Source organism: Rhizobium sp. 05N430 (assembly GCF_056396985.1).
This window is the reverse complement of the sequence record NZ_JBFTMO010000007.1, coordinates 277797-298378: the sequence shown is the minus strand read 5'-3', so window position 1 is coordinate 298378 and position 20582 is coordinate 277797. Positions and strand designations below refer to the sequence as shown.

At 61.6% G+C, this 20582-nt stretch carries 23 protein-coding genes; 10 read left to right on the top strand and 13 right to left on the bottom strand.

Annotation, left to right across the window (positions count from 1 at the left end):
• Nucleotides 1-242: 242 nt before the first annotated feature.
• From AC1DJO_RS17355 to AC1DJO_RS17340, 4 genes are all read right to left on the bottom strand, one after another.
• On the bottom strand, nt 243-617 hold the full coding sequence (locus tag AC1DJO_RS17355; RefSeq protein ID WP_477972007.1) for a VOC family protein: 375 nt from the start codon (nt 615-617) through the stop codon (nt 243-245).
• A gap of 114 nt (nt 618-731) precedes the next feature.
• On the bottom strand, nt 732-1088 hold the full coding sequence (locus AC1DJO_RS17350; protein ID WP_477972005.1) for a hypothetical protein: 357 nt from the start codon (nt 1086-1088) through the stop codon (nt 732-734).
• A gap of 95 nt (nt 1089-1183) precedes the next feature.
• Entirely contained in the window at nt 1184-2119 is a 936-nt protein-coding gene (locus tag AC1DJO_RS17345) for a GGDEF domain-containing protein (protein ID WP_477972003.1), read from the bottom strand.
• Nucleotides 2120-2210: 91 nt separating this feature from the next.
• Nucleotides 2211-3119, bottom strand: a complete 909-nt coding sequence (locus AC1DJO_RS17340; RefSeq protein ID WP_477972001.1) for a DUF1003 domain-containing protein — start codon at nt 3117-3119, stop codon at nt 2211-2213.
• A 217-nt stretch (nt 3120-3336) separates the two neighbouring features.
• Here AC1DJO_RS17340 and AC1DJO_RS17335 point away from each other — a divergent pair, with 217 nt between their 5' ends.
• Nucleotides 3337-5025 carry a sensor domain-containing diguanylate cyclase gene (locus tag AC1DJO_RS17335; protein WP_477971999.1) on the top strand — a complete coding sequence of 563 codons (1689 nt, stop codon included), beginning with the start codon at nt 3337-3339 and terminating at the stop codon, nt 5023-5025.
• Between the two features lie 355 nt (nt 5026-5380).
• Here AC1DJO_RS17335 and AC1DJO_RS17330 read toward each other — a convergent pair whose 3' ends face one another.
• Nucleotides 5381-6109, bottom strand: a complete 729-nt coding sequence (locus AC1DJO_RS17330; RefSeq protein WP_477971997.1) for an SDR family oxidoreductase — start codon at nt 6107-6109, stop codon at nt 5381-5383.
• Nucleotides 6110-6274: 165 nt separating this feature from the next.
• On the opposite strand from AC1DJO_RS17330, the gene AC1DJO_RS17325 reads away from it, so the two are divergent.
• Nucleotides 6275-7168, top strand: coding sequence for an AraC family transcriptional regulator (locus AC1DJO_RS17325; protein ID WP_477951162.1), 894 nt, complete (start codon nt 6275-6277; stop codon nt 7166-7168).
• 12 nt (nt 7169-7180) lie between these two features.
• On the opposite strand, the gene AC1DJO_RS17320 is transcribed toward AC1DJO_RS17325, so the two are convergent.
• Nucleotides 7181-7546 carry a MerR family transcriptional regulator gene (locus AC1DJO_RS17320; protein ID WP_477971995.1) on the bottom strand — a complete coding sequence of 122 codons (366 nt, stop codon included), beginning with the start codon at nt 7544-7546 and terminating at the stop codon, nt 7181-7183.
• Nucleotides 7547-7629: 83 nt separating this feature from the next.
• Between AC1DJO_RS17320 and AC1DJO_RS17315 the strand changes: the two genes are divergently transcribed.
• Complete coding sequence (locus AC1DJO_RS17315; protein ID WP_477971993.1) at nt 7630-8451, top strand: oxidoreductase; 822 nt, start codon at nt 7630-7632, stop codon at nt 8449-8451.
• Nucleotides 8452-8469: 18 nt separating this feature from the next.
• Here AC1DJO_RS17315 and AC1DJO_RS17310 read toward each other — a convergent pair whose 3' ends face one another.
• On the bottom strand, nt 8470-8892 hold the full coding sequence (locus AC1DJO_RS17310; RefSeq protein ID WP_112390920.1) for a SufE family protein: 423 nt from the start codon (nt 8890-8892) through the stop codon (nt 8470-8472).
• 209 nt (nt 8893-9101) lie between these two features.
• Nucleotides 9102-9620 carry a DUF5330 domain-containing protein gene (locus AC1DJO_RS17305; protein WP_112540519.1) on the bottom strand — a complete coding sequence of 173 codons (519 nt, stop codon included), beginning with the start codon at nt 9618-9620 and terminating at the stop codon, nt 9102-9104.
• A 452-nt stretch (nt 9621-10072) separates the two neighbouring features.
• Between AC1DJO_RS17305 and AC1DJO_RS17300 the strand changes: the two genes are divergently transcribed.
• The 4 genes from AC1DJO_RS17300 to AC1DJO_RS17285 all read left to right on the top strand — a co-directional run bounded on the left by AC1DJO_RS17300 (nt 10073) and on the right by AC1DJO_RS17285 (nt 15268).
• Nucleotides 10073-11614 (top strand): sensor histidine kinase, encoded by a 1542-nt coding sequence (locus AC1DJO_RS17300; RefSeq protein WP_477971991.1) that lies wholly within the window; start codon nt 10073-10075, stop codon nt 11612-11614.
• Complete coding sequence (locus AC1DJO_RS17295) at nt 11586-12509, top strand: peptidoglycan-binding domain-containing protein (protein ID WP_112390917.1); 924 nt, start codon at nt 11586-11588, stop codon at nt 12507-12509. Before AC1DJO_RS17300 ends, AC1DJO_RS17295 begins: the two co-directional genes overlap by 29 nt.
• Nucleotides 12510-12973: 464 nt before the next feature.
• Entirely contained in the window at nt 12974-13735 is a 762-nt protein-coding gene (locus tag AC1DJO_RS17290) for a hypothetical protein (RefSeq protein ID WP_477971989.1), read from the top strand.
• A gap of 393 nt (nt 13736-14128) precedes the next feature.
• On the top strand, nt 14129-15268 hold the full coding sequence (locus AC1DJO_RS17285; protein ID WP_112540523.1) for a porin: 1140 nt from the start codon (nt 14129-14131) through the stop codon (nt 15266-15268).
• 128 nt (nt 15269-15396) lie between these two features.
• On the opposite strand, the gene AC1DJO_RS17280 is transcribed toward AC1DJO_RS17285, so the two are convergent.
• Nucleotides 15397-16032 carry a TetR/AcrR family transcriptional regulator gene (locus tag AC1DJO_RS17280; protein WP_477971986.1) on the bottom strand — a complete coding sequence of 212 codons (636 nt, stop codon included), beginning with the start codon at nt 16030-16032 and terminating at the stop codon, nt 15397-15399.
• Between the two features lie 221 nt (nt 16033-16253).
• On the opposite strand from AC1DJO_RS17280, the gene AC1DJO_RS17275 reads away from it, so the two are divergent.
• The gene (locus AC1DJO_RS17275; RefSeq protein ID WP_477971984.1) at nt 16254-16829 is read left to right on the top strand and encodes a TetR/AcrR family transcriptional regulator; all 576 of its coding nucleotides are present in this window, start codon (nt 16254-16256) and stop codon (nt 16827-16829) included.
• A gap of 52 nt (nt 16830-16881) precedes the next feature.
• Complete coding sequence (locus tag AC1DJO_RS17270) at nt 16882-17241, top strand: DUF1491 family protein (protein WP_310297663.1); 360 nt, start codon at nt 16882-16884, stop codon at nt 17239-17241.
• Here the strand turns inward: AC1DJO_RS17270 and AC1DJO_RS17265 are convergent.
• Together AC1DJO_RS17265 and AC1DJO_RS17260 are read right to left on the bottom strand one after the other, a co-directional pair.
• Nucleotides 17238-18269 carry a DUF2336 domain-containing protein gene (locus AC1DJO_RS17265; protein ID WP_477971982.1) on the bottom strand — a complete coding sequence of 344 codons (1032 nt, stop codon included), beginning with the start codon at nt 18267-18269 and terminating at the stop codon, nt 17238-17240. The two genes, AC1DJO_RS17270 and AC1DJO_RS17265, sit on opposite strands and share 4 nt — an antisense overlap.
• A 244-nt stretch (nt 18270-18513) precedes the next feature.
• Complete coding sequence (locus AC1DJO_RS17260) at nt 18514-18720, bottom strand: hypothetical protein (protein WP_112390911.1); 207 nt, start codon at nt 18718-18720, stop codon at nt 18514-18516.
• A 523-nt stretch (nt 18721-19243) separates the two neighbouring features.
• Here AC1DJO_RS17260 and AC1DJO_RS17255 point away from each other — a divergent pair.
• Complete coding sequence (locus AC1DJO_RS17255) at nt 19244-19414, top strand: hypothetical protein (RefSeq protein WP_310297669.1); 171 nt, start codon at nt 19244-19246, stop codon at nt 19412-19414.
• 5 nt (nt 19415-19419) lie between these two features.
• Here AC1DJO_RS17255 and AC1DJO_RS17250 read toward each other — a convergent pair whose 3' ends face one another.
• The gene (locus AC1DJO_RS17250) at nt 19420-19971 is read right to left on the bottom strand and encodes a DUF1254 domain-containing protein (protein ID WP_477971980.1); all 552 of its coding nucleotides are present in this window, start codon (nt 19969-19971) and stop codon (nt 19420-19422) included.
• Nucleotides 19964-20551, bottom strand: a complete 588-nt coding sequence (locus AC1DJO_RS17245; protein ID WP_112540528.1) for a DUF1214 domain-containing protein — start codon at nt 20549-20551, stop codon at nt 19964-19966. The genes AC1DJO_RS17250 and AC1DJO_RS17245 overlap by 8 nt, the downstream gene beginning before the upstream one ends.
• Between the last annotated feature and the right edge of the window lie 31 nt (nt 20552-20582).

The following is a 20582-nucleotide window of genomic DNA, read 5'->3' as shown; positions in this document are numbered from 1 at the left end:
TCGCCATCCACAACCGAGTTACACACATTTAGCCTCCTAGAAAGGCATTACGATATCTCGGCGGGCGTTCGTGTCACGGACGCTAATTTCTAAGGGGATAGATGAGATGCTCACCACCAATAGTTTTTCAACAGTATCGGCGCAAAGCAGCCGTTCGCGCTCCCCACCGCCCTGTTTTCGGGGCCGAGGATGCAGAGGCGCGAATTCTCATCTGATCCAAGCCGGTCTCGCCACCGCCAATCTCACCTTACCGCCAGCGTCCGCGCCGTCAGCTTGTTCCCATCCGGATCCCGCAAATACCCCACAAACGCCCCGTTCGGGCGCTCCGAGGGCGGGCTTTCGATCGCCGTTCCGCCATGCGTGCTACCGGCGGAATGCCACGCCAGAACATGGTCCCGGCTCGCCGCACCGATGCCGATCGTCCCGCCGTTGGCCGCCGTCGCCGGCTTGCCGTCRATCGGCGTGGTGATCATCAGCCGGCCGCCCTCGTGGGCATAGATCAGCCGTCCCCGCGCATCCATTTCGCCGGGCTTGCCGCCCAATGCGGCGAAGGTGGCGTCGTAGAAGCGCCGGGACCGCTCCAGGTCGTTGCTGCCGATCATGATGTGGGTGAACATGCTTCGTCTCCAATAAGCTTGCCATTCAGGGCAAATGCGGCTCGGACATAAACCCGCCGCTGCCGATCAGGGCTGCAATCGTTTCCGCAGCTTTGTGGCGCATCTGCCGCCCCTTCACAAGGGCGAGGTATGACGGGCGGCAATGACCATAAAGCTCGCTTTTGTCGCAGCGATACCGAAAACCGAGGCGCCGGCCAGCATGCCCACAATGGCGTAAGGCCGCAGATTGAAAATCAAGCCAAGAAGCCCGGTTATCGCGAGGCCACAGAGGAATTGGCCGGCGAGCAGCGATGCCACGGAGCCCGTTCCGTGCACAAAGAAGAATACCACGACCGACATCGGAACGCCCACAAAGACGGCCAATGCGCTTTTCCACGCTGAGCCGCCAGCGATCTTTCCGCCAAGTGCGCCGCCAAGGAGCACCGCCAAAAAGAAGACGATCGGGATACTGAGTTTCTCTTCCAACGTCATGGGGGCTTTCCGGGGAATGGTTGCTGTCGATGCTCGTTGGCAACCTAAGATGCAGTGGTGCGGTTAAGAAACCGCACTAACTTCTAGCCACTACCTTACAACGCCGAAACCCTGTTCCGCCCCGATCGTTTCGACAGATACAGCCCCTCATCGGCGCGCTTCAGGATGTCGCTGGACGATCGATCCGGCAGGCCGAATTCGGCCACGCCGCCGCTGATCGTCGATTCGTAGCGCAGGCTCTCGCGGAGAATGGAGGGAACGCGCTCGCGCAGCCGTTCGGCGATCTCCAGCGCGTCGGTCCGGCGGGTGCCCGGCATCACCACCACGAATTCGTCGCCGCCGAAGCGGGCGATCATGTCGTCCTGGCGCAGGTGCTGGCGGCAGAGACGGGCGATCTCGATCAGCGCCGTGTCGCCGGCGTGGTGGCCCATCTCGTCGTTGAGCCTCTTGAAATTGTCGAGATCGAAGACCAGCACCGATGTCTGCGATTTCTCGCGCTCGAAGACCGTCAGCCGCTGATCCAGCGTCTCGATCAGCTTGCGCCGGTTGTAGAGCCCGGTCAGCGCATCGGTTTCGCTGAGCTGGCGCAGTTGCTGCTGCACCTCGTTCTTGCCGGTGATATTGCTCGCCACCCACACGACGGCATCCTCGCCCTCCACCTGAAAGGGCAGCGCCTGGACGCGGCCCTCGAACCAGATCGAATGGCCGGGGCCATCGCCGGCACCCTTCACATCGGCGCCGCTGAGTTCGTATTCGACGATATGCAGCGCGCCGCTTGCAAGCGCCTTATCGATCTCGGCGGCAAACCAGCGGGCCTTTTCCTCTTTCAGCACGTCAGTCATGGTGAGCCCGACAAGGCCGCTGCCATCGTGATAATGCCGGAGATCCTTGCCGCCGAAGATCGCCGCATAGCGGCCGCTGCGGGTGAGAATGAAGGCCGGATCCGGAAGGGAGGACAGGATCGACGTCAATTGCTGCTGCGTAAACACCCTGTCACCTCTCAGATGACGCGCGGGGAGGGCGCCAGTCATCTGCCTGTCAGTCTTTCGTCTGCCCAATCTGGCACAGCCGCATTGCATTTTTCTAAATGGGGGCCTGCGAGAGCTGACCGGGTATTTGTTGTCAGCCGTCCGTCTCATCCGCCTTCGGCGCTGATGTGAACAGGTTCTTCAGCGCGTTGGTCTTTGTCTTCTGCACCCTGCTCATCTTCAGCGCCCGGTTTGCGGCCTTGGCCTGTTCCAGCATCATCTCGATCTGGATCTGCTGGATCTCGGTCAGCCGCTCCCATTGCCGGTTCAGGAGGTGATCGACCTTTTCGTGCAGGTGGCGGATTTCCAGTTCCGCCTTGAGATTGACCTTGTAGTCGTTGAGCGCGCGCAGCCGGTCCTTCGATTCCTGGCGGCGTTGGCTCATCATGATGATCGGCGCCTGCAGCGCGGCGATGGTCGAGAGGATGAGATTGAGGAGGATGAAGGGATAGGCGTCGAAGGCCCGCTGCTCGCCCATCAGGAAGTTGATGCCCATCCAGACGGCAAGGAAGAAGCAGAAGGAAATGATGAAGGTCCAGCTGCCGCCGAAGGTGGCGACGACATCGGCGACGCGATCGCCGATCGAGCGGCGCTCCTCGTAGTCCTCTTCGATGTTTTCGGCCAGCGTATCGTGGCTGCGCAGGCTTTCCACCACCTCGTCCTCGAGATTGGAAAGCTCGCCGCGTTCGTCGCGCAGCAGTTCGGCGATATACTGGCCGCGATAGTCATCCACGACCTTGCGGTTGATATAGTCGTCGGAGCGCAGCCCCGGATGCTTCTGCCGCATGAAATCCGCCAGCGACGGGCGAAGGTCGTCGAAGTGGATGGCATCCTTCTTCTTCAGAGTGGCGCCGGTGATCGCATCGACCAGGCGCACGGACTTCGCCTTGGCCTGGGCCAGGCTGTCGCTGTAATCCTTCATCTCGACGGTGGCGGCCTCGCCGTGCCCGGCATCGAAATCCACGATCCCGCCTGCGAAATCCAGGGGCTTTTCTTCTGCCATGCGACGATCCTCTGTGCCGATTTCCTGCGCCTCTAAACGTCAAATCGAACAGGATTGTGACATTGTTCTGCGATCCCGGCGAGGCCATTTGCCGCTGCCAGGATGGCTGCCGGAGCGGGCCGATAGCGGGGACTGGCCATGCGCGATTAACGGCATCAAAAGCTTTTTGCCGTATCGGAAACTCATGATCTCGAGTGGACTTCGAAACATACTTTCGGTGGCCGCTCTGCTCCTGGTGATGCTGCTGCCTGCTGGCGCCGCATCGGCCGGCGAAGCGGAGTCCCTAGGGATTCGCAGTTCCTGCCAGGCCTACGCCACGCTTTCGGAAGAGGTGGCCGCCATTGTCAGGGACGAGGCACGCTGGTCCTGCGGCACCAAAGAATACTCCCTCGATGCCGAGCGCGTGCTGCTGCGCTTCGACATTGCCCCCGGCGAGACGTTGCCCCGCTATTTCCTCTCCAGGCGCAGCGCGCTCGAGGCTGTGCATCTGCTTGCTATCAACAGCGATGGCGCGATCAGGGAAAACACCATTGCCGCCGCCGCCCTGCAGAGCTCGATGGCCGGCGGCTATTTCAAGGCGCCCCTGCCGGAGCTGACCGGCGAGACCAGGCAGGTCGTCGCCGTCATCGACTTGCCGAGCCACAAGATGACGCTGGAGCGCGCCTATCTCGCCCCGGCGGATGGTGCCGGCGGCGTCAGCGACATGCGCTTCGCGCTGATCCTCGCCGGGCTGGCCGGCATGCTCGTCATGCCGCTGATCTTCAACGCCGCCTTCTACCGGGCGCTGCGCGAAACCTTCGTTCTCTGGCATACGGCGCTGACATTCTCGCTGCTGGCAACCATTCTGGTCACATCGGGCCTGTCGGTCCTGCTGTTCGATCCGCCGGCGATGACGCTGAGCTGGATGACGACGGTGATCTTCGGCATGACGGTCGCATCCGGCGCAATGTTCACCCACAGCTTCGTCGAGCCCGGCCGGATGCATCCGTGGCTGCGCCGCGCGCTGCCCTGGTGTGCCGCCTGGGCGATCGACCTCAGCGTCTTTCACGCGGCCTTCCCCTTCGTCGCCCGCCCCATCCAGTCGAGCGCCTATACGGCGGCCTTCGCCCCCGTCCTTGCTCTCTTCATGCTGTCGATGATCGATGCCTGGCGCCGCGGCAGCCGCGCCGCCCGCTACCAGGCGATCGGCTACCTGCCGATGGTCGTGGTCGGCCTGATCCGTCTGGTGACCGGCATCGTTCCCTGGCTGCCGAGCACCGACGCGACACTGCTCTTCTATGCCGGCTGCGTCTGCGAAGTCGTCTTCACCACGCTCGGCGTGGCCGAGCGCTTCGTCACCATGAAGCGCGAGCGCGATCGCGCCCGCAACGAAGCCGAACTGCTGGAACGTCTCTCCGAAACCGACGCCCTGACAGGCTTGCTGAACCGAAGGGCGATCGAACTGCGTTTCGAGCAACTTCGCGCCGAGGGCTTCACGACGCTCGCGATCATTGACCTCGATCATTTCAAGGCGATCAACGACGTCAACGGCCACAGCACCGGAGACGAGGTGCTGAAGGCCGTCGCCAATGCCCTCCAGCCCGGCCCGAGCGTCCGCGCCTACCGCCTCGGGGGCGAGGAATTCGTGCTTCTGCTGCGCGGCGAAGACGCCGGGACCCAGGCCGAACTCCGCCGCCAGGCCATCCCCGCCATCGTCGCCCACACGGTCTCCGGCCTCGAGCGTCCGGTGACCGCCAGCATGGGCATCGCCGATCTCCTCGACGACGAGGATTTCGCGGCCCTCTATGAACGGGCCGACAAGCTGCTCTATGAAGCCAAGAGCGCGGGTAGAAACCGGACGCGGAGTGCGGTGAGGGTGGTTGAGGTGGAGCAGGGGTTCGCGGGTGAGCGGGCGATGAGTGCGTGAGGGGCGGGCTGCGCCTGTCAGGTAGCCCGCCTAACTGTTGCCTTAAACGTAGCCGCTATCGGCCATCGCGCTCACATCATAGGCACAGTAACAATCAGAACGACTGCCAGTCCCGCGAGCAGGACTGATGTTTCGATCATGAAGATGGCGATCTGCCGGCTGGACATTTCAGGAAAAAGGGATTTCATCATTTGCTCCTATTAAAAATATTATTCTAACGGAGCCACCGTACCACCAAAGATAATCGAAAAGTTTTTTATTTTCGAATTTGCTAAAATTTTCTTAATGGCTGGTCGCGGCCCGGGTTGCCCGGGGCCGCTCTCCAGCTTGTGAGGGCGTCACAGCGCCCGCGGGATCACCAGGGCAGCACGCCATTGTGGTTGAAGTAACCCGCTGTCGGCCCGTCCTCGCCGAGTGTCGCCAGCTTCACCGCCACTTCGGCTGCTTCTTCCACCGTCCGGTAGCCGCTATTGCCGTTCATCTCGGTCGCCGTATAGCCGGGGTCGGCGGCGTTGATCTTGATGCCGAAGGGTTCGGCGGCCTTGGCAAAAGAGACGGTGGCGGCGTTCAGCGCCGATTTCGAGCTGTTGTAGCCGAGCGCGTTGACGGCGTAGAACTCGTTGTCGGGGTCGAGCAGCGACTGGATCGAGCCGAGTTCGCTGCTCATCATCACGATCCGTCCTGCACCCGATGCCTTCAAGAGCGGCAGGAAGGCCTGTGTCACGCGGATCGGCCCGAAGACGTTCACCTCGTAGACGCTTTTGGTGATGCCGATCGGCTCATCGAGCGGCGAGATGCCAAAGCCGTCCGCAATCCCGGCATTATTGACGAGCGCATCGAGCGTGCCGGTCTGTCCCGCAAGCGCCTTTGCGGCGGCCGCCACGCTGCTATCGTTGGTGACGTCGAGCTCGAGCCAGTGCGCGTCGAACCCTTCAGCTTTTAGCCTGACCGCGGCTGCTTCGCCGCGGCTCTGGTCGCGGGCACCCAGCCAGACGCGATAGCCTTCCGATGCCAGCCGCCGGGCGATTTCGAAGCCGATGCCCTTGTTGGCGCCGGTAACAACTGCAGTCTTGATCCTGGTCATGTCTCACTCCGTTTGTGGAGCCTTAGACATCGTGCCGATCACGATCGCAGCGTGAGCCGCAAAATCCCGGCTTCTTGCCTAATCCTCCTGACCTGCTGCCCGCAACGCGCCGCTCTCTTGTCTTGCGTTCGGCGGCCATGCCACCATATGTCCATGATGGAAGCGATGGATGAATTGCGCGATCGGGCGCTGAGACATGCGCAGGGGCAGCGCACGCAAACCGCTGTCCCGCGGGTGACGATCACCAAGGATGCGGCCCTGACGGGCATGACACCCGGCATCTATGAGCCGATGCTCTGCCTCGTCCTGCAGGGCGCGAAATGTGCACTGATCGGCGACAGGCGGCTGCATTACGACCGTGCCAGTTATTTCGTCGCCAGCATCGAGGTTCCCGGCGCCTGCCAGATCGTCGAGGCGCGCCCCGATACACCCTATCTCGCCGTCGCCCTGACGCTCGATATCCCTGTTGTCGCCGAAATCATCATGGACATGCCGGGCCTGCCGCCGATGGCCGATGGCCCGGGTTTCGGCATCAGCCCTGTCACGCCCGATCTTGCCGATGCCTGGCTGCGGCTGATCAAGCTGCTCGACACGCCCTCGGATATCGCCATCATGGCGCCAATGCTCGAGCGGGAGATCATCTACCGCGTGCTGCTCGGCCCGCATGGGCCGATGCTGCGACAACTGGCCCGCAGCGACAGCCGTCTCGGCCAGATCCGCCGTGCCATCAGCCATATCCGCGACAATTTCGATCAGCCCATCACCATCGAAACGCTCGCCTGCATCGCCGGCATGAGCCCGTCGGTGTTCCACAAGCATTTCAAGGATGTGACGGCGATGAGCCCGATCCAGTATCAGAAGAAGCTGAGGCTGCACGAGGCCCGCCGCCGGCTGCTGGCCGACCCCGGCGACACGGCACGCGTGGCCTTTTCGGTGGGCTATGAAAGCGCCACCCAGTTCAGCCGCGAATATGCCCGCCAGTTCGGCGCTCCGCCCGCCCGCGATGCCGGGAGGCTCAGAGAGCGCGGGACGCATCTGCGCCAATTGATCGACGGTTAAAGAAGCGCAGCTCTAGGATTTTGTCTCTGACGAGCGGTACCGATCGAGCTTCTGCAGAATGAAATCCTCTATCTTCCGCAGCTCGGCGAGCTTGCCCCTGACGATATCGAGGCGTTCTTCGAGAAAACTCACAGTCTCCGCGGCGGTGACGTCGCGCTGCCCGTAAGTATCGAGGATCGGCCCGATTTCCTTCAGCGAAAGGCCAAGCTGCTGCGCCTGGCGAACGTGCTCGATCCTCTGGATCGCACTCGCGTCATAGTCCCGGTAGACGCGGCTTCCAGCGCGCCGCTCGGTCGATCGGATCAGGCCGATCTCTTCATAGTGCCGGATCCCGTCCTTCGACATGCCGGAGATGCGGGCGAGTTCGCCAATGAGCATTTTTTAAACCGCTTGACTGTGGGGTTTCCCGATAGATTACGAAGGAAGCAGTTTCGTTTCAACCGATAAGTCCGAGGTTCAGAATGCCCGCATCGCAAAAGCCCGTCGCCCTCGTCACCGGGGCCTCATCCGGCATGGGAAAGGATTTCGCCATGCGCCTGCTGGCGGACGGCTATGTGGTCTATGCGGCGGCGCGCCGTCTGGAGCGCATGCAGGATATCGCCGCCAAGGGCGGTCTGGCGATTGCCATGGACGTCACCGATGACGCGTCGATGCAATCAGGTGTCGAGCGGATCATTGGCGAGCAGGGTCGCATCGATGTGCTCGTCAATTGCGCCGGCTACGGCCAGTATGGCGCCATCGAGGACGTGCCGATCGATCTCGCCCGCCGGCAGATGGAGGTGAACCTCTTCGGGCTCGCCCGGCTGACCCAGCTCTGCCTGCCGCATATGCGCGCCCGCAAGTTCGGCCGGATCGTCAATATTTCCTCGATCGGCGGCAAGCTCACCACCCCGCTCGGGGGCTGGTATCACGCATCGAAATTTGCGCTCGAAGGCTGGTCCGACGTGCTGCGCAACGAGGTGCGCGGCTTCGGCATCGACGTCATTGTCATCCAGCCGGGTGGCATCGAAACCGAATGGAGTGATATCGCCACTGGCGAGGCATCCCGCATCTCAGGGTCCGGTCCCTATGGAAAGCTCGTCCAGGCCTTCGTTCGCGGTCAGTCGAGAATGCGCAAGGCGCCGCCGCCATCGGTTATCACCGCGCTGCTCAGCAAGGCGGTCGGCGCAGCCCGGCCCCGCACGCGCTATGCCGGCGGCATGCTGGCCAAGCCGTTGCTGTTCCTGCGCCGCTGGTTGCCGGACCGTATGTTCGATCGATTGATCATGTCGGCCTTCCGCTAACCGGCCGCTGCTTTGCCTTCAGGCCGCCGCGCGAACGCGTGCCTCTTCGCGAATGCGGTTGACCATCGAGCGCAGCCCGTTGGAGCGCTGCGCCGAAAGGTTTTCGACGAGGCCGATCTTGGCGAAAGTCTCGAAGGCATCGAGGGCGGCGATCTCGGAGGCGGTCTTGCCGGAATAGGTGGCAAGCACGATGGCGACGAGACCGCGGACGATATGGGCGTCGGAATCGCCCTCGAAGGTCATCACCGGATTGTCGGGGTTGCCATCGGTATGCGTCACCAGCCACACCTGGCTGGCGCAGCCCATCACCTTGTTGGCGGATGTCTTCTTCTCGTCCGCAAGATCGGGCAGCGCCTTGCCGAGCTCGATCACATAGCGGTAGCGGTCTTCCCAGTCGTCGAGGAAGGAGAAGTCGTCGATGATTTCGTCAAGCGATGCCATGGGAGCGGGGCCTTTCAGTGATGCCCTGCATATAGGGGCAGTGCAGCTTTTTTTGAACCGTTAAAAAAGAAAACGCCGTGAAGGATGGGCATCCTCACGGCGTACAGCAAACTGCTGAAATAAACAGGGCAGGCACGTCAGGCACGGCGGGAATTCCCTGAGGGGGAAGGCCGGTGCAAGCTTTGGGGCGGGAGGCGTCCCGCGAAATTTCAAGAGACCGGGCGCGGTTTCGGCGTCGGGATGACGGACGGAACGGTTCCGGTGACGACGGTGTCGGAGGCGCTCGCATCGTCGACCGGCGGGCGGTAAGGCATCGGCTGGTTCAGCGCGGCGGTCTTCTCTTCCTTTGCGGAAGGGGCGAGCGCTGCAACCGGGGTGAGGTTGGCGAGCGGTGCGGCGACGGCGCCTGCTGCTTCGGCGATCTTGGCGGACGGCTTGTCCTTCTCGTCGCCGGAAAGCTGGCTGTCGATCAGCTGGTAGGCGACACGGGCGCCTTCGCGGGCTCTGTAGCCGAGCGCGGTCAGCGTTTCGCCGCCCTTGCTGCAGACTTCCGGCTTCTCGCCGCACATGCCCGTTATATAGTCATAGGCGCCGCTGACGGCGGTGAAGGCGTCGGAAAATTGAACCTGGGGGTCGTTGGCGAGGCGCGTCGAGCTTTCCGAGCTGAAAAGCGGCAGCAGCACCAGCACAAGTCCGAACCAGAAGCTTCCTTTGATCAGTAGTCTCATTGTCGTTGCCCATCCTGTTTTCCCGTCCGGTCTTGTTGCCGAATCAGGGTCCGTTTCCGGTGTGCTTTCACCCTAGCGCGGAAGTGCGAATGCCACTTTTCGAAACTCCGCGGCATTTGCGGCAAATTTAATTCGAATTTTAAATAAAGGCCGACGTACCGTATTTCAGTCAAATTGTAGCCATCGGCATTAAGCATGGCACGGCCTACCGCCTGTAATTGCAGGGATTCTCAACGATGGCCTCGCCGCAAAAGTTAACACAAAGCTGAAATGCCAGCGAATTCCATCGCTTACCCCCTGTTAACCACGAAAACCAAAGGCCCGCCGCAATGGCTCAAAACGGGACTTTTGCCGCTTTCTGGCTGTGGAGGCGGGTTTTGCCTTATCCTTTCTTTAAGCGCCCAGGGCCTATTGTCCGGGTCTGTTAAAGAGCCTTTTCGGGCGGGTATTGCGTGCGAGTATTGAGTGACATCGGCAACCGGGCGGCAGCCCTCGTGGACCGGGCAGCGGCAAGCTGGCTTTCCCGCACGGGGAGCGGCGAGGCCGTTGCCGAACGCGAGCTTGCCATTCTCCGCCGCCTCGTCTTCCTGTCGTCGGGCGCGCTGATTGCAGCCCCGGCCGGCCTCTCCTTTGTAACCAGCCCCGCCGTGGCACTGCCCGCAGGTGTGGCGACGGTCTGCGCCGCCTTCCTGTTTTCGGCTGTCGGCAGCATCGCGCTGTCGCGCCAAACGCAGGTGGCAAGCGCTGTCATTCCGGAGACAGCCGAAGACTTCTTCCTGCAAAACAGTGCGGGCCTGATCCTGTTCCTCGATCCGCAGGGCAACGTCACCTCGGCCGGTGGCCGCGATATAAGCGAGTATCTTGCCTGGATGCGCGAGCCCAAGGGCCGCGGCTTCATCGAGCAGGTGCATGTCTCCGACCGCATTCTCTTCCTGCAGGCGCTCGATCAGCTGCGCCAGGGCGATGATGCCGTCAGCGTCGACCTGAGGCTGGACCGCCCGGGCGTCTCGCGTGATCTTCGCCAGTTCGCCTATCTCCGGATGGATATGACTGCGCGGCGCGACGGCGAGGGCGCGCTTGCCGCTGTCGTCGCCCAGCTTCGCGACGTCTCGGTCGAGCAGCAGTTGCGCCTGGATGCCCAGAGCCGTGCCGCCGATGCCGAATCGGCCAACGATGCCAAGTCGCGCTTTCTGGCCGCCGTCAGCCATGAGCTGCGCACCCCGCTGAACGCCATTCTCGGCTTCTCCGACATTCTGCTCGGCGAATATTTCGGCAAGTTCGAAAACGAGCGCCAGCGTGAATATGTCGGCCTGGTGCGCGATTCCGGCGCCCATCTTCTGTCGGTGGTCAACACCATGCTCGACATGAGCAAGATCGAAGCCGGGCGCTACGAGCTGATGCTCGAGCCCTTCGATATCGGCGCTTCGATCAAGTCGTGCGAGGCGATGCTGACGCTGCAGGCAAAGACCAAGGGTGTCTCGCTGACCAGTCGCATCCAGCGCGATCTCGACGAGGTCGTGGCCGACCAGCGCGCCATCCAGCAGATCCTAATCAATCTCGTCGGCAATGCCGTGAAGTTCACCGAACAGGGCGGGGCTGTCACCGTAGACGCCTCGGTGCGCGCAGGCGTGCTGCAGCTCAGCGTCAGCGATACCGGCATCGGCATTCCGGCCGACCGGCTGGCGACGCTCGGCCAGCCCTTCGTGCAGATCCAGAACGATTATACCCGTCAATATGAAGGCACCGGCCTCGGCCTGTCGCTGGTCAAGGGGCTCGTGGCGCTGCATGGCGGCCACTTCGCCATCGCCAGCGCGCCGGGCGAGGGCACCATCATCACCATATCGATCGCGGCGGATGGTTCCGGCGCCCCGGCCGCGGATGCGGCGCGGGATGCGGCCGTCGAATTTCCGCCACGCCTGAAGACGACTGCGGCATCCGTTGCCGGATTGGAAGAGGGGCTGTTCGATGGCCGCGCGCAAGCGAAAATCGCCTAAGGGGAAGAGGGGCCGGCAGCAGCCGGGCCTGCTTCTGACGGGGGCAGCCGCCTTGGGCGGCGTCGGCATGACGGGCGCATCGATGCTCGGCGGCGTCGTTGCGCGCAATCCGTCGATCGCCGGCGGAACCGCCGCCTTCGTCGTCATCTTCTCCTTCGTTGCCGCCAATGCGCTCTGGTATCAGCCGGGCACGCATCCGCATCCGTTCTTCCGCACCCGCGATCTCTCCTCGCCATTTTCGATCGGCCGCCCCTCGGTCGAGGAGCCGCATCCAAACGACGTCACCACCTTCAAGATCGAACGGCCCGGCGATGAGGGCGCGACCACCAATGCGCTGCCGCCGGCCGCAACCGGTGGCCAGCAGCCGGTACAGCTGGTCATGGATATCCAGCAGCAGCTGATCCGCCGCGGCCTCTACAATGGCACTGCGGATGGCGTCATCGGCCCGCGCACCAGCGCTGCCATCCTTTTCTTCGAAGAGACCGTCGGCATGCCGCAGAACGGCGAGGCGACGCCGGAGGTTCTGGCGGCACTGCAGACCGATTCGGCAGGCCCTTCCACGGTGCCCACAGAGAAGCCGCGCGCGGATGTCAGTTCCGCCGCATCCGCCGAGGACCCGGTGGCAGCGGCTATCCGCAGCGCCGAGAAACAGGTGAAGACGGCGCCCGCGGCCCCCAAGCAGGTGACGCCGGGCGAACTCTCCAGCGTCGATCTGGTCTTGAAGATCCAGAAGGGCCTGGCCAACATGGCCTATGCCAATGTCGGCGTCGACGGCGTTGCCGGCGAACAGACCCGCGCCGCCATCCGCCACTTCCAGAAGCACTACAACCTGCCGGAAGATGGCGAGCCCAACGCGGCGGTGCTGAAGAAGCTGAAGGAAATCGGCGCGATTTAGCGTCGAGTCGAAATTCCTCTTTTGATTGCATTAAAGGCGTTCAAACACGCTTTTCGGGACGCTGGGCGCGCGGATTGGTACGTATGCGTTCCGCAAATAATGACAGATTGTCGCAGACTATGCCCGCAAAACTACTGGCGGGTGAGGGCGAAAGGCGATTTAAGTCGCTGTAAACATAGGAAAACAGGTAGAAGTCTAGCTCACGCCTAGTGTTTCATCGGGCGCTGTATTAGCAACTAATTTATAATGCTCACAAAAATATGATACAAATACTCGGCTCGCTTGGTGCTATTCATCAAGTGCGACCGGGGGGCCAGTCAGGAGCAACGGACTGTGATTAAATTGTCACTTTCTCGCATCTGAAAGATACCAGTCGGATGGTATCTTTCTCTCGTCGCCACGCCGCGGGCATCCCCGCGCCCTCCTTGAACGGGACGGCGCCTTCCCCCGCCAGGATCAAACAAATGTTGCGCGAACCTTCCTATGGCGGGATGGGCGAACTGGACGGCTCCGACCGCGCCATGTATCGCTCCACCGCCTCTATCAATGATCTCGAAAATCCGCGGCTGTACAAAGCCCTCCATGATCATTTCGCGGCGGTGTATCCCGTCACGTCCAAAACTGGCGCATCCGAGTTCCATCTCGGCGGCGGCCAGACCTTCCGTCTCCATCGCGGCGTCAACGATCTCAATTTCGAGATCACCTATTCGGAAATTTCCCGTTTTGCGGCGATCACCCGTTCGCTCAACTCCAGAACGAAGAAATATGCGAAAGACGGCCTGCAGTGGAGCACATCGCGCGTCGCCTCTCCCAAGCAGCTGCTCGCGCTGCCGCGTCCGCTCGACGAACCGCGTTCGCCGGAAGACGTGCTGATGTCGATCTTCCATCTCGATCTCAACGATTCGGCGGAGACCGAACGGCGAATCACGACTTGCATCGCCGCGCTCTATCCGTCCGGTCCGCGCCTCGGCGGCGGCCGGCAGGGCAATGATGCGCAGATGACGATGTCCAATCTTGCCGACTGGCTGTCCTTCCAGGACGTGCGCCAGGTGCTGCAGGTCGATGACGCCGATCATGCCGCGACCATGCTCGTCTCGATGATGTTCGGCGGCTTTGCATCGCGCATGAGCGCGGGTGAGGGCTTGCCCGACAGGGCTTCTCTCACGGGCTATCTGAAGAGCTGCATCCAGCTCTTCGTCCGCGGCTGCCGCCGTCACGACGCCTGATGATCTTCCAAACCGGCCGCCGCAGGCGCGGCCGGTTGAGCGTTGCTCCGCCACGGGATCGCCATTCTCCGGCCCGATTTCCTTCATCGGAGCCTCTGCTCTAGCGCCTTGCTTTTATTAATTATTTCTTAACGTGCCAGCCTGGTTATGCACAGCAGAACCGCCCCGGACCGCCAAAATGTGGTAAAAATGCCACGAGAAAAACTTCCGGGATAATTTTGGTACGAATACGTTTATTAAATAATTGACGACTCCGGGGCCTCCTGTTCATATCCAGCCCGTGACCGAAGCAAACGTTCGGAAACGCATGGCGGACTGAAATTTCAGGGGACCGCATCCATCGCGCTAAGCAAGAGCCAACCTTGGGGTTGGCCTCTGGAACGGAGACAGAAAATGAACATCAAGAGCCTCCTTCTCGGCTCCGCTGCTGCACTCGCAGTAGTATCCGGTGCACAGGCTGCCGACGCTATCGTCGCCGCCGAACCGGAAGCAGTAGAATACGTCAAGGTTTGCGACGCCTACGGCACCGGCTACTTCTACATCCCGGGCACGGAAACCTGCCTCAAGATCGCTGGTTATGTCCGTTTCGACGCCGGCTTCGGCTTCGGCGACGCATACGACAACAACGGCGGCCAGGATTGGGGTGATCACACCCGCGCTGAACTCTCGTTCGACACCAAGAGCGACACCGAATACGGCACTCTGACGGGCCGCATCGCCCTCCAGGCCAACGCCAACGGCGCAACGATCCCGGCTGGTGGCCTCACCGGCGGTGCGGCCACGACGCTCGGCAGTGAAGGCAACAGCACCATCATCGACGAAGCCTACCTGGAGCTCGGCGGCTTCCGCGCTGGTAAGTTCGCAAGCTGGTGGGACAACGACTTCACCGGTGAATCCGACAAGATGTCGAACAACACCAACTTCAATGCTGTTCGTTACACCTACGACGCTGGCGACTTCTACGCTGGTGTTGCTCTTGAAGAACTCGGTGGCATTTCCGGCCGCGACGCCTATGCCGATTTTGGTCTGGCTCCGACGGTTTCGCAGCTTGACAACAACAGCCTCGGCATCGACGCCTCGGTTGGTGGCAAGTTCGGTGCGTTCACTTGGCAGGTTTACGGTGGTTACAGCCAGCGTGAAGAAGAAGGCGCAGTCACCGCCCGTATGTCGGCTGACATCGGCCCCGGCACCCTCGAAGGCGCTGTCGTCTGGTCTTCTGGTCTGAACTCCGAAACCTTCACCAACAACTACGACCAGACGGGTGAATGGACCTTCGTTGCTGAATACCAGATCAAGGCAACCGACAAGCTGACCATCACTCCGGAAGTCCAGTACACCTCCAACATCGTTCCGGATGTTGACGGCAACTGGGATACCGGCCACATGTGGCGCGCTGGTGCAACCATGGACTACAAGATCGTCGACAACCTCTCGACCCGCGTTTCTGCGACTTACGTCAACGAAAACTACGGCAATGCAGGTGGTTCGGCTGATTGGGTTGAAGGCTTCTTCCGCCTGCAGCGCGACTTCTAATCAAACGCTATAAGCCGATTAAGATTGACCTCCAAATCGGTTTCGAAAGGAGAGCCCGGGTTCCCACCGGGCTCTTCTCGTTTTTATGTGATGGGTATTGACTGAAGTGACGCGCCTGAGTGCTGCCGTTAAGGTCGAAGTCCGTTGGCGAAGATCTTCAGGCTGGAGCGCAGATAGGCCTTGGTGCGCTTGGCGCGGACATCGGGATCGGCGCCGCCGCGATCGATGCTGAGGCTGCCGAAGACGATGCCGATCAGCATCGTGGCCGCCGCATCCGCGTCGATGGCAATGATCATTCCCTTGTCCGTCAACAGGCGCAGCCAGCTGGCAAGCTCGGCCCGGGCCATGTCGAAATCGAGCCGCAGCTGCGGCACGTATTCGGTGGCTTCCCAGGCGACTTCAATCAGGAAATACTGGCGCATGTTCGCCGGGCTCGGCGCTTCGTTTTCATCGACGAAGAACACACGGCCGAAAAGCTCGTCGAGAGCGATCCCGTCCGTGGCTTCGGGGAAGTAGAAAACAGAGCCTATCTTCGCCTTGATGGCAGCGGAAAGAAGATCGCCTTTGGCTTCGTAGAAGTCGTAGAATGTCCGCTTGGAGATGCCGCATTTCGCCGCGATGATGTCGACGGTTGTATTGGCATAGCCGAGCTCGATAAAGACGTCCGTGCCTGCCTCTATTATGTCGGCCTGCCGTTGGTCTAGATCGATGCTCTTCGGCCGCCCGCGAGGCCGCTTCTGCTTTTCGTCGGTGTTCGAGCTCACATTTCCCCTGCGCGCACGTGATATTTTCATCCCTGCGGCACTGATACATGAAGAGCTGCGGCGGGTACAGCGACTTCAATGTCGCGATTATGTTACAGGCTGTTGACAGGCTGCGGGAAAATCGCAGCATCGAAAATCGTTGCACGCCAAAGGCCAGATGCTAAGCTTGCTGCAGGGAAAACAAGGGAGCAACGCATGATTGTCTCCTCGCCGGGGACAGCATGGAAAGCCCGTACAGACGCCGCAAGCAGCCTGAGCTCGTCAGGCGCAATCTGCTCGATGAAGCGCGCAAGCTTGCCGTCGAGGAAGGCCTCGCCTCCGTCACGATGCAGGCCGTTTCCGAAGCCGCCGGCGTCACCAAGGGTGGCTGCATTCACCACTTCCCAAGCAAGAAGGACCTGATCGAAGCCGTCTTCGACGAGCTGCTGCAGGCGATCGACGAGGACATCGAGGCGCGTATCGCCCGCGACCCCGAACCCTACGGCTCCTTCACCCGCGCCTATATCAACTCGGTCTTCGACAAGAACGAGCGGACGAACGGCGGCCACTGGGCGCCGCTGACCATTTCGGCGCTCACCGACCCCCACCTGCGCACCCTGGTGGCCGATTGGGCCAATACCCGAGCCGAACGCCACAGCGCCACCGATGGCGACATGCATCTGCGCATCGCCCGCTTTGCCGCCGATGGCATCTGGCTCGCCAATCTCTACCACGTCGATATTGTCGATGCCGAAAAGATCAAGGCGGATCTCCTGGCCGTGACCGAAAGGCCGCGGGTTTCCCTGGCAAGGGCCTAGAGCCGGCGGGGCAGCTCTGGCGCCGGCGCCGCCATCCGCCTATAGAACGTCCATGAGACTTCGCACCGACATTTTCGTTTCCGCGCTGCTGCGCCGCGTCTTCGCCATGGGGGATTTCGCCGCCGTGGAGAAGAAGGGCGCCGAGGAAGCCGGTGCGGTCTTCATCCGCCAGCATTTCCGTGATGGGCTGGAAACGCTTTTCGGCCCGGCGCCGCAAAGCTTTTTCGATGAGGAGGACAGCGGCGACCGGCTCTTCGAGATCCGCATGGAGCGGCAGGAGCCGGAGATGGTCAGGGAGCTGCTGGAGCGCGAACGCAAGTTCGATCCGGATCTCTGGATCGTTGAGCTCGAGACCGGTGATGCGGCAGCGCTTCTGACGCTGGCCGCAGAGAGGAAGAAAAGCCCGTTCTAGCGGCGGCCGACCGTCTTCAGCTCGCGGACAGGCGGCACTTTGCGCTCCACAACCGCCGGCTCCGCCTGGCCCTCGCGTTCCGGCATGTAGGTATAGCTGTCGGCACGGCGCCACGCCTCGACCCGTTCGTGGCATTCCTCCGCATCGAGCGCATCCAGCACCATCCAGGCGCGGGTGACGCTGTGCTGCGGCTCGGCCAGATGCGGATAGAGCTTTTCCAGCACGAAGACGGCATCGAGAAAGCCCATGCCCAGGCTCATAAGCGTCGTCGCCAGCTGCTGGCCGGAAAGGTCGAGCATGATGCGCTCGGCAAGCCAGCGGCTGGCAGACAGAGCATCGGCAAGCGTGCTGGCAAAATGGCTGGCCTCGCGGGAGCGGGCGAAGCGAACGAGCAGCGCTTCCTGGATATCGGAAATCGTCCTGAGACCGAGCCGGTCGTCGTCCTTGCGGCCGAGATGGCTGGCAAGCCCGCGGATCTTCTGGCGCATCGCCTCTTCGTTGGCGAGGCGCTCGGCAAAATCGGGATCGACAGCAGGCTCTTCGATAACAGGAACAGCGGCAGCGATCGGAGCGGCTGTCTCCGCGGCCGGCAATTCGGCGGGCGACGGGCGGGCGGTCGCCTGGCGCAGCGCCACCAGCGCATCGATCACCTTCGGCGAAAGATTGTCACGGCTGACGATGGCACGGATATGGGCGGTGCCCTGCGTGCGGGCGATCATGATCAGCGTATCGTCGCTGATCGCCTGCGAGGCGGTGAGAAAGGGGGCTGCGACCGATATCGGCTGATTGCCGATGAACAGGGCAACTGCCTGCGGGATTACGATGCATTGCGACAGGGCGGCAACGGCCTGGCGGCGGGCTTCCTCGGAGGAGGCCTGGAATAGGGGCGTGAAGAGTTCCGCAAACTGCCGCAGCTCGGATCGCGTCGGATGCGCCAATCCCTCGAAGCTGCTGACAGTCGCCATCAATACCACGTCCTTCTTTCGAATGGCCATCGGCCCTTCTAGGTCTCTAAACCGGTCACGCACAAGAATACCCCGGAAACGCCGATACTGAGGGATCGAATGCGCCGGTTGGACGGAGACCGGACCCATACGAATATGAATAAATCCTACATCGGCAGGGTTAATGCTTGCTGAAGATTTTAATCAAATGCCACACAATAATACACGTAGCGCGTGCGTCGGGATAGGTAGCCGGACAAACGAAAAGCGCCCCGCTGATACGAGGCGCCGAGCGTTGTCCGGACTGCTCCGGAAGTGTTTTGGAACGTTAAAGTCCCTTGTGGGAGCGCAAGGCCATCAACAGCTTTTCGCCGTTATCATGACCCGACTGATAGAGGTCGAGCGCTGCCGAAGCGGCAAAATGTGCTTCGGGACTTTTGATGTCGAGACGCTTCTCCGAGCACCACGCGTCGAGTGCGCCGCGCAGCACGTCCAGATCTTCGGGAGAGAATGTCGCATTCACGAATAAAGACATGAATTGCCCTCCGTGTCCTGCGGCAAGAGCGTATATTGTCTCTCAAGCGGTCATCGCCGTTAAACCTTTGACCGATGCACGGACCATACGCCCATTCAGAGCGACTGCAATTAATATTTTCATGACGTAAATCGGCAACACATCCTTATGACGTAAAGGTGATCGACGGTCTTTTTCTAAGCTGCTGAATTTATGCGTCTTTCCTAATTAAATCTGACTTATTGCCATGTGAAACTAAAAGCCAGCTCGCCGCGTTTATTGAACGGCCTTACAACAAGGCTTCGCAGTGCTGAAATATTAGGAAACTGTTAACTATCCTATGTCTCAATTCGGACAGGAACAGCGCGGTTCGAAGGTTCGGCCGTCAAGATTCCACATCACGGATATCCGCAAAGGTGCCGTGAGAAAGGCGCGAATGCCCGGAGATGCCGGCAACGGTATTGAAGGACGCGCTGGCCCGCGCAGGCGGGCAGGGTGAAATCCGCTTTGCTTCATCCGTCTCGGGCAGTGCATGGAGACGAGAATGGCCACCATAGTCGCATTGGCTGACCGGCGCTCGCAACAGCCGCGCCGCAAGGACCAAGAGCCCGTCGAGGCTCAGATATTGCTGTTCACCGGGGTCCGCTACGAGCGGCTCACAGACGCGCCGAAGCCACGTCCGGTGCCACGCGCGCCGCGTGTGAAGAGCAAGTAGAGATATCAATTGCCGCTGGCGTAGGGTTCGCAGCCCGCCTCGGTCAGAAAGTTCTTTGCCGCGTCGTCGAAGCTTGCCTGCGGGGCAAGCGTGCGCAGCACCGCGTAACCCTCGCTATGGGTCATCTCCACCAGGATGGTCTGCTGCAAATCGGCAGGCAAAGCCTTGCGCAGCTCCGTCAGCTTGATCGGGCTTGCCGCCAGCACATCCAGCGCCCCGCCCACCGACGTCCTGTCATTCATGCTGAACACCTCGTTCGAAGCGCCGTCATAAACGGCGATCGACCAGAAGGGCACGCTGCCCTTGGCGGTGAAGCGCACCGGGCCGTCCTCCAGATCGAAGGAGCAGACGGCGGTGCGCACGAAGGGATCGCTGTTCGACAGCCCGGCATCGTCATAGGTCGATGACAGCAGATAGAAATTGTTCGGATCGCCTTCGGCGATTACCCGCGTCTCGGCATCCTTGCCGGTGAAATGCGGCAGCGCCAGGATGATGACCAGATGCAGAAGGGCGGCGCCGAACAGGCCGGTGATGATGGCAAAGACGATCCTAAGCATTGCCGCACCCGGTCTTCTCGAGCTTCGGCATGGCGAGATCGATGACGCCGGAGCTTCCGGCCGTCGGTGTGTCGAACAGCGTCAGCACCAGCCGGAAGGTGCCGGCTGCCGGAAGCGCCAGCCAGTTGCCGGGCCGGGCGCTGGCGGAAACGTCGATGACGAAGCTGCTGTCGGTCTGGCGCAGCACCGTCCAGGAATTCAGCGCGCCCGGCAGGCCGGGGCGAACCGAGGCGGGGTTGCCGCTGTTGTCTGATGTATAGAGCGTCCAGAGGCGCGCTGCCGGCGTCTGGCCGCTGATGCGGTAGCTGCATCCGGCATTCAGCCGGTCGCCGTGATCATCGACACCAGCCGTGAATGTCAGCCCCTCGGCGCTGCCATAAAGCAGCTTCCCGGCGCGCGCCCGGTGCGATTTCGCGTAAGGATCGGCATCAGCCGTCTGCAGCTCCGGAAAGGCTTCCCAGGCGCCAAGCTTGATAGCGCCGAACCCCTGCGTCACATCCAGCGCATACCGCGAAACCATGATCCCGCCGCCGAAAGCGACGATCAGCGTAATCGCGATAAATAGCGGGAATCGAAACACTGCCGGCCCTTGAGATCAAATCAGGTGAAAG